The following is an 11,904-nucleotide window of genomic DNA, read 5'->3' on the forward strand; positions in this document are numbered from 1 at the left end:
CGCACCTTTCTCTTATTTTCAGGACAGGGTGAATTCACGCCTATGAAGTCTTCTATTGTTGCCAAACTGGAAGCGTTGTACGAGCGCCACGAAGAAGTGCAGGCGCTGCTCGGCGATGCCGCGACGATTGCCGATCAGGATAAATTCCGCGCGCTGTCGCGGGAGTATGCTCAACTGAGCGATGTGGCGCGCTGCTATACCGACTGGCGTCAGGTGCAGGAGGATATTGAAACCGCACAGATGATGCTCGACGATCCGGAAATGCGCGAAATGGCGCAGGAAGAGCTGCGGGACGCCAAAGATAAAGGCGAACAGCTGGAGCAACAGCTGCAGGTCCTGCTCCTGCCGAAAGATCCCGATGACGAGCGTAACGCCTTCGTGGAAGTACGCGCCGGGACCGGCGGCGACGAAGCGGCGCTGTTTGCCGGCGATCTGTTCCGCATGTACACCCGTTACGCGGAATCGCGCCGCTGGCAGGTGGAGATCCTCAGCGCCAACGAAGGTGAACACGGCGGCTTTAAAGAGGTGATCGCCAAGATCAGCGGCGACGGCGTCTACGGCCGGCTCAAATTTGAATCCGGCGGTCATCGTGTGCAGCGCGTGCCGGCCACCGAGTCGCAGGGGCGTATCCACACCTCCGCCTGTACGGTGGCGGTGATGCCGGAGCTGCCGGAGGCGGAAATGCCGGATATCAACCCGGCGGATCTGCGCATCGATACCTTCCGCTCCTCCGGCGCGGGCGGGCAGCACGTTAACACCACCGACTCGGCGATCCGTATTACCCACCTGCCCACCGGCATCGTGGTGGAGTGTCAGGACGAACGTTCTCAGCATAAAAACAAAGCCAAGGCGCTGTCGGTGCTGGGTGCGCGGATCCGCGCCGCCGAAGTGGCCAAGCGTCAGCAGGCGGAAGCCTCCACGCGCCGCAACCTGCTGGGCAGCGGCGACCGCAGCGATCGCAACCGTACCTACAATTTCCCACAGGGCCGCGTGACCGACCACCGCATCAACCTGACCCTTTACCGTCTGGATGAGGCGATGGAGGGCAAACTCGACATGCTGATTGAGCCGATTGTCCAGGAACACCAGGCCGATCAGCTGGCGGCGCTGTCCGAGCAGGAATGATGACCTTTCAGGCCTGGCTGCAGCAGGCAATCGCCCGCCTGGCGGAGAGCGACAGTCCGCGACGCGACGCCGAGATCCTGCTGGGACACGTCACCGGCCGGGCGCGCACCTGGATCCTGGCCTTCGGCGAAACGACGCTCTCCGCTGACGAGGCGACGACGCTGGAGGCGCTCCTGCAGCGACGCCAGCGCGGGGAGCCCATCGCCCATCTGGTCGGGCAGCGGGAGTTCTGGTCGCTGCCGCTGTTTGTCTCCCCGGCGACGCTGATCCCCCGCCCGGATACCGAATGTCTGGTAGAGCAGGCGCTGGCGCGTCTGCCCGTCGCGCCGTGCCGTATTCTCGACCTCGGCACCGGGACCGGCGCCATTGCCCTGGCGCTGGCCAGCGAGCGTCCGGACTGTGAGATCACCGCGGTGGACGTCATGCCGGACGCCGTGGCGCTGGCGTTGCGTAATGCCGCCCATCTGGGCATCGCTAACGTGACGATACGGCAAAGCGACTGGTTTGCCGCGCTGGCCGGGCAGCGTTTCGCCATGATCGTCAGCAATCCCCCCTATATCGACGCTGCAGACCCGCATCTCGCCGAGGGCGATGTGCGCTTTGAGCCGCTAACGGCGCTGGTGGCGGGCGATGAGGGGCTGGCCGATCTGGCGCAGATTATCCGCGAGGGGCGGCAGTATCTGCAGCCCGGCGGCTGGATGCTGCTGGAGCATGGCTGGACCCAGGGCGAAGCGGTGCGCGCGCTGTTCCGCGAAGCGGGCTATCTGGACGTCGCGACCTGTCGCGACTATGGCGACAATGAGCGTCTGACCCTCGGACGTTTACCCGACATGGAGAACGTTGGCTGATGAACTTATTCACGGCTGTCCTCTATCTGCACATCGCCAGCGTGGTGGTGTCGGTAGGATTGTTCGTTTTACGTTACTGGTGGATGTATCACCAGAGCCCGCTGCTGAACCAGCGGTGGGTGCGAATTGCGCCGCACTGCAGCGATACGCTGCTATTTCTCAGCGGTGCGGGATTAATGGCGATAACGCACTACCTGCCGTTCACAGAAGACGGCGCATGGCTGACTGAAAAGCTGTTTGGCGTTATCATTTATATCGCATTAGGTTTTATCGCGCTGGGCCGTCGTCGTCCGCGCAGCCAGCAGAGCCGCTTTATCGCGTTCCTGCTGGCGCTGGTGGTGTTGTTTATCATCATTCAACTCGCCATCACAAGAATACCGATACTGGGGTAGGTCATGGGGTCATTAGCGGATTTCGAATTTAACAAAGCGCCATTGTGTGATGGCATGGTCCTCATTTCTGAACAGGTTCGCGACGATTTTCCGACGCGTTTTGTCGAGGAAGAGCTGCAGCGGCTGCTGCGCCTCGCGCAGGAGGAGATTGCGCCTTCGTGGGACCAGGAACGCCAGATAGAACGCCTGCTGGCGCTGTTTTACGAGGAGTGGGGCTTTGGCGCCTCGCAGGGCGTTTATCGTCTTTCCGACGCGCTTTGGCTGGATAAAGTGCTGGTCAACCGTCAGGGGAGCGCGGTGTCGTTAGGCGCGATCCTGCTGTGGATCGCCCAGCGTCTGGGGCTGCCGGTGGTGCCGGTGATCTTCCCGACCCAGATGCTGCTGCGTGCGGACCCGGAAACCAGCGAAGAGATGTGGCTGATTAATCCGTTCAATGGCGAAACCCTTGACGAACATACTCTGGAGGTATGGCTGAAGGGCAACATCGGGCCGGTAGCGGAACTGTTTAATGAAGATCTCGACGAAGCGGATAACGCCGAGGTGATCCGCAAGCTGCTGGACACCCTGAAGTCGGCGCTGATGGAAGAGCGGCAGATGGAGCTGGCCCTGCGCGCCAGCGAAGCGCTGCTGCAGTTTAACCCGGAAGACCCGTATGAGATCCGCGACCGCGGGCTGATATATGCCCAGCTGGATTGCGATCACGTGGCGCTGCTGGACCTGAGCTATTTTGTCGAGCAATGTCCGGAGGATCCGATTAGCGAGATGATCCGCGCACAAATCAACACGATTTCGCACAAACAAATTACATTGCATTAGTCTGGAACCATTCCGGTTACACCCTGATAAGGCGAACTTATGAAACAAAAAGTGGTTAGCATTGGTGATATCAACGTAGCGAACGACCTGCCGTTCGTGCTGTTCGGCGGGATGAACGTGCTGGAGTCACGCGACCTGGCGATGCGTATCTGCGAACATTACGTCACCGTTACGCAGAAGCTCGGCATCCCCTACGTCTTCAAAGCCTCCTTTGATAAAGCCAACCGTTCCTCCATCCACTCCTATCGTGGGCCGGGTCTGGAAGAAGGGATGAAGATTTTCCAGGAGCTGAAGCAGACCTTTGGCGTGAAAATCATCACCGACGTTCATGAAGCCAGCCAGGCGCAGCCGGTGGCTGACGTCGTGGACGTGATCCAGCTTCCCGCCTTCCTCGCGCGCCAGACGGACCTGGTGGAAGCGATGGCCAAAACCGGGGCGGTGATCAACGTCAAGAAACCGCAGTTCGTCAGCCCGGGCCAGATGGGCAACATCGTCGATAAGTTCATCGAGGGTGGTAACGACAAAGTGATCCTCTGCGACCGCGGCGCTAACTTTGGTTACGACAACCTGGTCGTGGATATGCTTGGCTTCGGCGTGATGAAGAAAGCCTCCAACAACTCACCGGTTATCTTCGACGTCACCCACGCGCTGCAGTGCCGCGACCCGTTTGGCGCTGCCTCCGGCGGTCGCCGTGCGCAGGTGAGCGAGCTGGCCCGCGCCGGTATGGCGGTAGGTATCGCCGGTCTGTTTATCGAAGCGCATCCGGATCCGGACCACGCGAAATGCGACGGCCCGTCCGCGCTGCCGCTGGATAAACTGGAGCCGTTCCTCAAGCAGATGAAAGCGATTGACGATCTGGTGAAAAGCTTCGACGAGCTGGATACCAGCAAGTAAGCCTGACCTCATCAGTTAAAAAGCCTGCCGGCGTCAAAACCGGCAGGTTTTTTTTCGCCCGGACTCCGCCGGGCGGGGAAGCGAGGTCAGGCGAAAATGGTCATCAGGTAGGCGGCGAAAAGCGCCAGATGGGCCGCGCCGTTCAGCACATTGGTGCGTCCGGTGGAGAAGGAGATATGGCACAGCACCAGCGAGGCGACCATCACCACCATCTCCGGCGCGCCAAGGCCAAAGCGCAGCTCATTGCCGGTCAGGAAGGCGATGAGGGTGACTACCGGGACCGTCAGTGAGATGGTGGCCAGCACGGAGCCGAAGAACAGGTTCATCGCCCGCTGTACCTGATTGTTGAGCACCGCTTTGAGCGCGCCAAGGCCTTCCGGCGACAGGATCAGCAGGGCTACCAGGAAGCCGGTAAAGGCCACCGGGGCGTTCATGCTGGTCAACAGCGTTTCCAGCGGGTTGGCGTTCATTTTCGTGACGGCGATAACCGCCACCAGGTGCACCAGCAGCCAGGCGGTATGCCACCCGCTGCTGTGGGCGGACGGTTTACCGTGGTGCGGGTCGTCATCGTCGCCGTCGTCTTCATGCTCATAAACAAACAGACTCTGATGGGTTTTGGTCTGAATAAGCAGGAAAACACCGTACATGGCCGCCGAAATCACCGCCACCAGAAGCGATTGCCCGGTGCTAAAGTTCGCGCCCGGCAGCGCCATGGGAAACACCAGCACGATAATCGCCAGCGGAAACAGGGCGATAAGATACTGCTTAATGCCGAACAGATTCATATATTGGGTGGCGAATTTACGCCCGCCCAGCAGCAGGGAAAAACCGACCAGACCGCCGGTGACGATCATAATGATGGAGTAGAGCGTGTCACGCATCAGGGTCGGCGCGGCGTCGCCGGTGGCCATTAACGCCGAGATCAGACTGACCTCAAGGATAACCACCGACAGGCTCAGGATCAGGGAGCCATAGGGTTCGCCCAGGCGGTGGGCGAGGACGTCGGCGTGGCGGACCACGCTGAAGGCGCTGCTTAAAATACCGACCAGCGCGAGGATGTTAATCGCGATAACCACTGGCAGTGACTGGCTGCTGCCCCAGAAAAACAGCACCGCCAGCGCTAGCACCGGAAAGACGAGGGAGGACTCCTTATGGCGGGTTTTTACCGCCTCATGTGCATGGGTCATGAACCATCTCCATTTATGCAGGTGTTATAATTATAAAAACGCAGGGCGATAAAGTAACAGATTTTGCTAAATTGCTGCTGGATTTTTACTTAAGTTTACGGGTATCGAGAGATATCTTGATTAGTTTATTATAATTTGCGATTACTCTATTTTTATTATTAATATTCAGATAATTACTAAAATTCATTTTTAACTCATCATCGGCTTGATAGCCTGCCGCCTGCGTTCCAGACTTAAACTTTATGCTCAAACAGGAGGCCATAATGCCCTATCACAGTAAACAAGAGCTCCCCGACAGCGTTAAGCATGTTCTGCCTGCCCATGCGCAGGAAATTTATAAAGAAGCGTTTAACAGCGCCTGGGATCAATATAAGGATAAAGACGAGCGGCGCGATGACGCCAGCCGCGAAGAGACGGCACACAAAGTCGCCTGGGCGGCGGTGAAGAACAGCTACGAGAAAGGCGATGACGATAAGTGGCATAAGAAAAAATAATTGCTGACGCCGCTTTTACGCTTGCCAGCGCCCCGCTGATTGCTTATTGAAAGATAAAGCTGGATAATATTTCAGCAATATTGACGGATGCATGAGACGAACGCCGGGAAGCGGGCAGTGGCGGAGGTAGTAAACAGTGTTAACTCGTGATTTCTTGATGAATGCGGATTGTAAGACAGCGTTTGGCGCTATTGAGGAATCGCTACTCTGGTCGGCAGAACAACGCGCAGCCTCGCTGGCGGCGACGCTGGCCTGCCGCCCGGATGATGGCTCAGTATGGATCTTTGGCTACGGTTCGCTTATCTGGAACCCGGCGCTCAATTATCGCGAGTCCTGCACCGGCACGCTGCCGGGCTGGCACCGCGCGTTTTGCCTGCGGTTGACCGCCGGGCGCGGGAGCGCCTGCCAGCCGGGACGCATGCTGGCTCTGAAAGAGGGCGGCCGGACTACCGGCGTCGCTTATCGTCTGCCGGACGACACGCTGGAAGAAGAGCTGACTCTGCTGTGGAAACGGGAGATGATCACCGGCTGCTATCTGCCCACCTGGTGCAAGCTGGAGCTGGACGACGGGCGAACGGTAAATGCTTTGGTGTTTATTATGGATCCGCGTCATCCGCTGTTTGAGCCGGATACCAGCGCCCAGGTCATCGCTCCGCTGATCGCCCGGGCCAGCGGGCCGCTCGGGACCAACGCCCAGTACCTGTTTTCGCTGGAACAGGCGTTAAGTAAGCTCGGGATGCACGACGCCAGTCTTGATGATCTGGTGGCCAGCGTCCGCGCGCTGTTGGGCGAGAGCCCGACGCCAGGGCTGGCCTGAGCGCGCGGGAAAGAAAAACGCCCGGCATGGCCGGGCGGGTGTTCTGTCAGTGACGGTCAGGCTGGCACGTAGCTGATGGAGTGCTCCAGTGACTGGCTGTGACTGTCGATAAGCACGTTCCAGGTGCCGCTGTAGGGCACCGTCAGATAGGCGCTGTCCCGATCCTGCACGCTCAGAATATCCGCATGGCTGTCGCCAGGGACCTTCGCGCTCATCAGATGAATATGGCAGCGCTCTGAGCACCGCACCACCAGCGTGTCACCGCCAAACAACGTCAAACTTGCTTTTACCATCGCCATTTTTGTACCCCGTTTCTGTCCTGCTACAGCATCCTGCCCACCCAGTCCTCGCGTGATATTGTTCACACTTTGCTCTGTGCATCACACCAAACGGCGCGGGTCGGGATGCTGATTTTGATCAAAAAAAGGGATAAAGATTAAACAAAAATGACGTTGTTCCTGAAAGCATTCAGCTAACATTTTTTTCGCCTCTTCAGGTGGCGAAACCTGATATTTCCTGCCGTTCGGCACCCCAGATTCAGAAGGTCAGCACTTTATCTGCCGCCATGGTCCACTGGGCCAGCTCAACGAGAGTGCCAACCTCCACCCCGTCAACCAACGGCAGTGCGCTGACCCCGCGGCCGTCCGCGCAGGTCTTGCACAGCTTCACGGGAACCTGCTGGGCGGTGAGGATCTCCAGCATCTGCTGCACATTATAGCCTTCCGCCGGCTTCTGCCCGCGCAGCCCGGCGGTGACGGCGTCGGACATCAAAAACAGCTTGAGGTCGAGGTCGGACTGCTGTTCGCGCAGGGCAATGGCCAGGCGCAGGCTGTTGAACAGGGACTCGCTGCCGTAGGCGGCGCCGTTGGCGATAATCACAATACGTTGCATACAAACTCCTTCTTAAAGGCACGGTTATTGCTTTACCGCAGTATAAAGCGTTAACCCGGAGGAGGGGTATGAATAATACGACTGGTCACGCGGACGAGGCGACGGCCTGGCTGCAGCTGGCGCGCCGCCTGCAAAAACAACAGCTTCAGCAACTAGCCCGGCTAGGCGAGCTGGCAAGTCAGCTCAGCGCGCTGGTGCATATGCTGCAGTGCGAGCGCGGGGCGTCGAATATTTTTCTTTGCTCGGGCGGCCAGCTGTACGCGGCGGAGTGTCGGGCGGGTGGGGCGCTGGTTGATGAGCGGCTGGCCTTGTTCTATGCCGTCCTCGAACGGGCGCGCGCGGTTGCCGGCAGCGCGCTGTGCTGGCGCATCGCCCGGGCGGTAGGCGATCTGACGCAGCTCCCGGCGCTGCGTGAGCAGGTCAGCCGCCGGCAGGTAGCCGCTGAAGCCGCGACGGAGCAGTTCAGCCGTATTATCCGCCATCTGCTGAATATCGTCCCGCAGCTCAATGACAGCATTGACGACCCGCCGGTTGCCGGGCGTATGGTCGCCCTGTACAGCTTTATGCAGGGAAAAGAATTGGTGGGCCAGGAGCGCGCGCTGGGAGCATTGGGCTTTACCCGCGGCGAGTTCAGCGACAGCCTGCGTCAGCAGCTGGTGGACCGTATTGACGGTCAGCAGCCCTGCTTCGACAGCTTCCAGGCGCTGGGCAGCCCGGCGACCGTCCAGCTGTTTACTACCCAGTGTCAGGCCGGTCTGGACATAGAGCAGCTACGGCGGATCGCCTGCACCCGCCAGCCGGCGGCGGATGGTGGGGAAACGGCGCTGCGCTGGTTCGGCCTGCAGACCCAGCGGCTTGAGCAACTGCGCGAAGTGGAAGAGCAACTGATCGACGATCTGCTGGACGCCACCGACGCGCTGTTAGAAGACGACGCGCCTGGCTGGCTGGCCGGGGAGGAGAGCGACAGCGTGACGCCGCGGCTGGATAAACAGCTGCTGCCGCTGGTGCGCCAGCAGGCCTATGAGCTGCAGCAGCTCTCCAGCCAGCTGGCTTCGCTGAAAGACGCACTCGAGGAACGCAAGCTGATCGAAAAAGCGAAAAGCCTGCTGATGACACACCAGGGGATGCCGGAGGAGCAGGCCTGGCAGACGCTGCGCAAGATGGCCATGGACAAGAATCAGCGGATGGTTGAGATAGCCCGCGCGCTGCTGATGGTGAAAGCGATCTGGCCAGTAACCCCAAAGGAGTAGATGCACAACCGATGGGCATTTGCTGCCTGTCGGCGGTGCACTTTTGCCTGACAAACCGACCCGGGCGAAAGGAAAAGCCCGCCAGTGCGCCATTGCTAAAGCTGGCATCCTCTTTGCATTAGTTATAGTGAGTGAATAAAAGTCCGGGCGACGAACCAATGGCGGTTCGGGTGTCCGTGGATAAAGGCGTCCTGCAGTGCGTATGCACTGTCGGGCGCTTTTTTTTTGCGCGTGTGGAGCGGATATGAGCGATAAATTTTCAATTTCACGGCGGCGCTTGCTGCAGGCAGGGGCCGCGCTGGGCGGCGCGATGCTGCTGCCGGGCGTGATGCAGGCCGCGTGGGCCGGCGGCTCGGACAGACCGGAGCAGACCACCGTGCGGGTCGGGTTTATTCCGCTGACCGACTGCGCGCCGCTGGCCATCGCTGCGGCGAAGGGGTTTGACAAAAAATATGGCATTACCCTGGCGCCGAGTAAGGAGGCCAGCTGGGCGGCGGTGCGCGACAAGCTGATGGCCGGTGAACTGGACGCGGCGCATATTCTCTATGGCCTGCTGTACGGACTTGAACTGGGGATCGCCAGCAAGCCGCAGGCGATGGCCAATCTGATGACCCTCAACCGCAATGGTCAGGCCATCACCCTCTCCAGCGAACTGCAGGAGAAAGGGGTGACCGACCTCGGCGGTCTGAAGCGGCTGATCGACCGCAGCGCGCCGGGCAGCTACACCTTCGCCCATACCTTTCCCACCGGCACCCATGCTATGTGGCTCTACTACTGGCTGGCGAGCGCCGGCATCGATCCCTTTAACGATGTGCGCGCTGTCGTGGTGCCGCCGCCGCAGATGGTGATGAACATGCGCATCGGCAATATGAGCGGCTTTTGCGTCGGCGAGCCGTGGAACGCCCGAGCCATAAACGACCGTATCGGCTTCACCGCGGCCACTTCCCAGGATATCTGGCCCGAGCATCCGGAAAAGGTGCTGGGCGCCCGTCGCGACTGGGTGGAACGCCAGCCGAACACCGCCCGCGCGCTGGTGGCGGCCCTGATGGAGGCGCAGCGCTGGATCGCCGCCTCGCCGGAGAACACCCGGGAGACGGCCCGCCTGCTCGCCAGACGCGGCTGGCTCAATACCAAAGAGCAGTACCTCACCGGCCGGATGCTTGGGGAGTATGACAACGGCCTCGGCCGCCGCTGGCAGGATCCCCATCCGATGCGCTTTTACGCCGAGGGCGAGGTGAGCTTCCCCTGGCTGTCGGACGGGATGTGGTTCCTCACCCAGTTTCGTCGCTGGGGGCTGCTGAAACAGGCTCCGGATTATCTCGCGGTGGCGTCGCGCATTAATCGCATCGACGTCTGGCAGGCTGCCGCCCAGGCGGTAGGGGGGATCAGCGCGCCGGCAGCCACGATGCGCAGCAGCACACTGATGGACGGTACGGTCTGGAACGGGTCCGACCCGGAAGGCTACGCCCGCCATTTCGCTATTCAACGTAAGGGGGCATGAGATGAAGCAGGCACAACGTAAGCAACCGGCCGTCAGCGTGGAGAACGCGCCTGGCGAATTGATTCTCCTGCCGCCGGTGCAGGTCCGGCGCACCACGCCAACCGTCACGCGCTGGCTGCGTGAGCTCATCCAGCGCCTGCTGCCCCCGCTGCTGGGGCTGGGGGTGCTGCTGCTGGCCTGGCAGCTGGCGGCGATGCACAGCAAAGGCTTTCCCACGCCGCTGAGCACGCTGGACTCGGCGCTGACCCTGTTTGCCGATCCGTTCTATCAGGACGGGCCGAATGACATGGGCATCGGCTGGAACGTGCTGGCTTCTCTGCAGCGCGTGGCGGTGGGCTTCGGCCTGGCGGCGCTGGCGGGCATTCCGCTGGGGTTTTTGATCGGCCGTTCGCTGTTCTTCGCCCGCATGTTTAATCCGCTGATTGCTCTGCTGCGCCCGGTCAGCCCGCTGGCCTGGCTGCCGATTGGCCTGCTGCTGTTCCAGAAGGCGGAGCCGGCTTCCAGCTGGACCATTTTTATCTGCTCCATCTGGCCGATGGTGATCAACACCGCGGAAGGCGTGCGGCGGATCCCGCAGGACTATCTCAACGTCGCCCGCGTCCTCCAGCTCTCGGAGTGGACGGTGATGCGCAAAATTCTCTTTCCGGCGGTGCTGCCGGCGGTGCTCACCGGCGTGCGCCTCTCCATCGGCATCGCCTGGCTGGTGATCGTGGCGGCGGAAATGCTCACCGGCGGGCTGGGGATCGGCTTCTGGATCTGGAACGAGTGGAACAACCTCAATGTGGAAAACATCATCATCGCCATCGTCATTATCGGCGTCGTCGGCCTGCTGCTGGAGCAGGGCCTGATGCTGCTCGCCCGCCGCTTTAGCTGGCAGGAAAAATAAGGAGCCAACATGAAACCATTAATTCAGGTGCAGGCCGTCAGCCAACGTTTCAACACCGCCAGCGGCGAGTTCCTGGCGCTGCAGAATGTCTCCTTCGATATCGTCGAAGGAGAGACCATTAGCCTGATCGGCCACTCGGGTTGCGGAAAATCGACTCTGCTAAACCTGATCGCCGGGATCACCACCCCTACCGAGGGCGGACTACTGTGTGATAACCGGGAAATCGCCGGTCCCGGGCCGGAGCGGGCGGTGGTTTTCCAGAACCACTCACTGCTGCCGTGGCTGAGCTGTTTCGACAATGTGGCGCTGGCGGTGGATCAGGTGTTCCGTCGCACCATGAGCAAGCATGAGCGTCGGGAGTGGATTGAACACAATCTCGCGCGCGTGCAGATGGGTCATGCGCTGCATAAACGGCCCGGGGAGATCTCCGGCGGCATGAAGCAGCGGGTGGGTATCGCCCGGGCGCTGGCGATGAAGCCGAAAGTGCTGCTGCTTGATGAGCCCTTCGGCGCTCTGGACGCGCTGACCCGCGCCCACCTCCAGGACACGGTGATGCAGATTCAGCAGGAGCTCAATACCACCATCGTCATGATCACCCACGACGTTGATGAAGCGGTGCTGCTCTCCGACCGGGTGCTGATGATGACCAACGGCCCGGCAGCGACGGTCGGCGAGATCCTCGCGGTCGATCTGCCGCGTCCGCGCCACCGCGTTCAGCTGGCGGACGACAGCCGGTATCACCATCTGCGCCAGCAGATCCTCCATTTCCTGTATGAAAAACAGCCGAAAGCGGCGTAAGGAGG

The 11,904-nt window shown here is 60.5% G+C and carries 14 protein-coding genes; 11 read left to right on the forward strand and 3 right to left on the reverse strand.

Annotated features, from left to right (window positions below; all coding sequences use genetic code 11):
* The first annotated feature begins 42 nt into the window (after nucleotides 1-42).
* From prfA to kdsA, 5 genes are read left to right on the forward strand one after another with little or no spacing between them, the layout of a single operon-like run.
* Nucleotides 43-1,125, forward strand: a complete 1,083-nt coding sequence (gene prfA / locus ABLU50_RS25710) for a peptide chain release factor 1 (RefSeq protein ID WP_004203214.1) — start codon at nucleotides 43-45, stop codon at nucleotides 1,123-1,125.
* The gene (gene prmC / locus ABLU50_RS25715) at nucleotides 1,125-1,973 is read left to right on the forward strand and encodes a peptide chain release factor N(5)-glutamine methyltransferase (protein WP_017899848.1); all 849 of its coding nucleotides are present in this window, start codon (nucleotides 1,125-1,127) and stop codon (nucleotides 1,971-1,973) included. Before prfA ends, prmC begins: the two co-directional genes overlap by 1 nt.
* Nucleotides 1,973-2,365 carry an invasion regulator SirB2 gene (gene sirB2, locus ABLU50_RS25720; protein ID WP_008804389.1) on the forward strand — a complete coding sequence of 131 codons (393 nt, stop codon included), beginning with the start codon at nucleotides 1,973-1,975 and terminating at the stop codon, nucleotides 2,363-2,365. The genes prmC and sirB2 overlap by 1 nt, the downstream gene beginning before the upstream one ends.
* Nucleotides 2,366-2,368: 3 nt before the next feature.
* Nucleotides 2,369-3,181: an invasion regulator SirB1 gene (gene sirB1, locus ABLU50_RS25725; RefSeq protein WP_017899847.1), complete on the forward strand. Its 813-nt coding sequence runs from the start codon at nucleotides 2,369-2,371 to the stop codon at nucleotides 3,179-3,181.
* A 39-nt stretch (nucleotides 3,182-3,220) separates the two neighbouring features.
* Nucleotides 3,221-4,075 carry a 3-deoxy-8-phosphooctulonate synthase gene (gene kdsA / locus ABLU50_RS25730; RefSeq protein ID WP_002910393.1) on the forward strand — a complete coding sequence of 285 codons (855 nt, stop codon included), beginning with the start codon at nucleotides 3,221-3,223 and terminating at the stop codon, nucleotides 4,073-4,075.
* Nucleotides 4,076-4,161: 86 nt separating this feature from the next.
* On the opposite strand, the gene chaA is transcribed toward kdsA, so the two are convergent.
* Nucleotides 4,162-5,262: a sodium-potassium/proton antiporter ChaA gene (gene chaA / locus ABLU50_RS25735; RefSeq protein ID WP_004203207.1), complete on the reverse strand. Its 1,101-nt coding sequence runs from the start codon at nucleotides 5,260-5,262 to the stop codon at nucleotides 4,162-4,164.
* A 263-nt stretch (nucleotides 5,263-5,525) separates the two neighbouring features.
* Here chaA and chaB point away from each other — a divergent pair, with 263 nt between their 5' ends.
* Together chaB and ABLU50_RS25745 are read left to right on the forward strand one after the other, a co-directional pair.
* On the forward strand, nucleotides 5,526-5,756 hold the full coding sequence (gene chaB / locus ABLU50_RS25740; protein WP_057215933.1) for a putative cation transport regulator ChaB: 231 nt from the start codon (nucleotides 5,526-5,528) through the stop codon (nucleotides 5,754-5,756).
* Nucleotides 5,757-5,892: 136 nt separating this feature from the next.
* Complete coding sequence (locus ABLU50_RS25745; protein WP_004203203.1) at nucleotides 5,893-6,573, forward strand: gamma-glutamylcyclotransferase; 681 nt, start codon at nucleotides 5,893-5,895, stop codon at nucleotides 6,571-6,573.
* Nucleotides 6,574-6,629: 56 nt separating this feature from the next.
* On the opposite strand, the gene ABLU50_RS25750 is transcribed toward ABLU50_RS25745, so the two are convergent.
* Together ABLU50_RS25750 and ABLU50_RS25755 are read right to left on the reverse strand one after the other, a co-directional pair.
* Entirely contained in the window at nucleotides 6,630-6,872 is a 243-nt protein-coding gene (locus ABLU50_RS25750) for a DUF1883 domain-containing protein (protein ID WP_002910387.1), read from the reverse strand.
* 238 nt (nucleotides 6,873-7,110) lie between these two features.
* Nucleotides 7,111-7,464: a DsrE/DsrF/TusD sulfur relay family protein gene (locus ABLU50_RS25755; protein WP_087832198.1), complete on the reverse strand. Its 354-nt coding sequence runs from the start codon at nucleotides 7,462-7,464 to the stop codon at nucleotides 7,111-7,113.
* Nucleotides 7,465-7,532: 68 nt separating this feature from the next.
* On the opposite strand from ABLU50_RS25755, the gene nasR reads away from it, so the two are divergent.
* The 4 genes from nasR to ABLU50_RS25775 all read left to right on the forward strand — a co-directional run bounded on the left by nasR (nucleotide 7,533) and on the right by ABLU50_RS25775 (nucleotide 11,899).
* Nucleotides 7,533-8,714, forward strand: a complete 1,182-nt coding sequence (gene nasR / locus ABLU50_RS25760) for a nitrate regulatory protein NasR (protein ID WP_087832199.1) — start codon at nucleotides 7,533-7,535, stop codon at nucleotides 8,712-8,714.
* A 244-nt stretch (nucleotides 8,715-8,958) separates the two neighbouring features.
* A complete protein-coding gene (locus ABLU50_RS25765; protein WP_087832200.1) occupies nucleotides 8,959-10,215 on the forward strand; it encodes a CmpA/NrtA family ABC transporter substrate-binding protein in 1,257 nt (418 codons plus the stop codon).
* A 1-nt stretch (nucleotide 10,216) separates the two neighbouring features.
* Nucleotides 10,217-11,101, forward strand: coding sequence for a nitrate ABC transporter permease (gene ntrB, locus ABLU50_RS25770; RefSeq protein WP_060656030.1), 885 nt, complete (start codon nucleotides 10,217-10,219; stop codon nucleotides 11,099-11,101).
* Nucleotides 11,102-11,110: 9 nt separating this feature from the next.
* Nucleotides 11,111-11,899 (forward strand): ABC transporter ATP-binding protein, encoded by a 789-nt coding sequence (locus ABLU50_RS25775; RefSeq protein WP_004203195.1) that lies wholly within the window; start codon nucleotides 11,111-11,113, stop codon nucleotides 11,897-11,899.
* Nucleotides 11,900-11,904 lie beyond the last annotated feature (5 nt).

Source organism: Klebsiella sp. GG_Kp173 (genome assembly GCF_040062415.1).
GTDB lineage: Bacteria > Pseudomonadota > Gammaproteobacteria > Enterobacterales > Enterobacteriaceae > Klebsiella > Klebsiella quasipneumoniae.

What these genes read in the sequence shown, in the direction of transcription:
- prfA (WP_004203214.1), top strand. Translation starts at nt 43, where the DNA reads ATGAAGTCTTCTATTGTTGCCAAACTGGAAGCGTTGTACGAGCGCCAC.
- prmC (WP_017899848.1), top strand. Translation starts at nt 1,125, where the DNA reads ATGACCTTTCAGGCCTGGCTGCAGCAGGCAATCGCCCGCCTGGCGGAG.
- sirB1 (WP_017899847.1), top strand. Translation starts at nt 2,369, where the DNA reads ATGGGGTCATTAGCGGATTTCGAATTTAACAAAGCGCCATTGTGTGAT.
- chaB (WP_057215933.1), top strand. Translation starts at nt 5,526, where the DNA reads ATGCCCTATCACAGTAAACAAGAGCTCCCCGACAGCGTTAAGCATGTT.
- ntrB (WP_060656030.1), top strand. Translation starts at nt 10,217, where the DNA reads ATGAAGCAGGCACAACGTAAGCAACCGGCCGTCAGCGTGGAGAACGCG.
- chaA (WP_004203207.1), bottom strand. Translation starts at nt 5,262, where the DNA reads ATGACCCATGCACATGAGGCGGTAAAAACCCGCCATAAGGAGTCCTCC.
- sirB2 (WP_008804389.1), top strand. Translation starts at nt 1,973, where the DNA reads ATGAACTTATTCACGGCTGTCCTCTATCTGCACATCGCCAGCGTGGTG.
- ABLU50_RS25765 (WP_087832200.1), top strand. Translation starts at nt 8,959, where the DNA reads ATGAGCGATAAATTTTCAATTTCACGGCGGCGCTTGCTGCAGGCAGGG.
- ABLU50_RS25750 (WP_002910387.1), bottom strand. Translation starts at nt 6,872, where the DNA reads ATGGCGATGGTAAAAGCAAGTTTGACGTTGTTTGGCGGTGACACGCTG.
- nasR (WP_087832199.1), top strand. Translation starts at nt 7,533, where the DNA reads ATGAATAATACGACTGGTCACGCGGACGAGGCGACGGCCTGGCTGCAG.
- ABLU50_RS25755 (WP_087832198.1), bottom strand. Translation starts at nt 7,464, where the DNA reads ATGCAACGTATTGTGATTATCGCCAACGGCGCCGCCTACGGCAGCGAG.
- kdsA (WP_002910393.1), top strand. Translation starts at nt 3,221, where the DNA reads ATGAAACAAAAAGTGGTTAGCATTGGTGATATCAACGTAGCGAACGAC.
- ABLU50_RS25775 (WP_004203195.1), top strand. Translation starts at nt 11,111, where the DNA reads ATGAAACCATTAATTCAGGTGCAGGCCGTCAGCCAACGTTTCAACACC.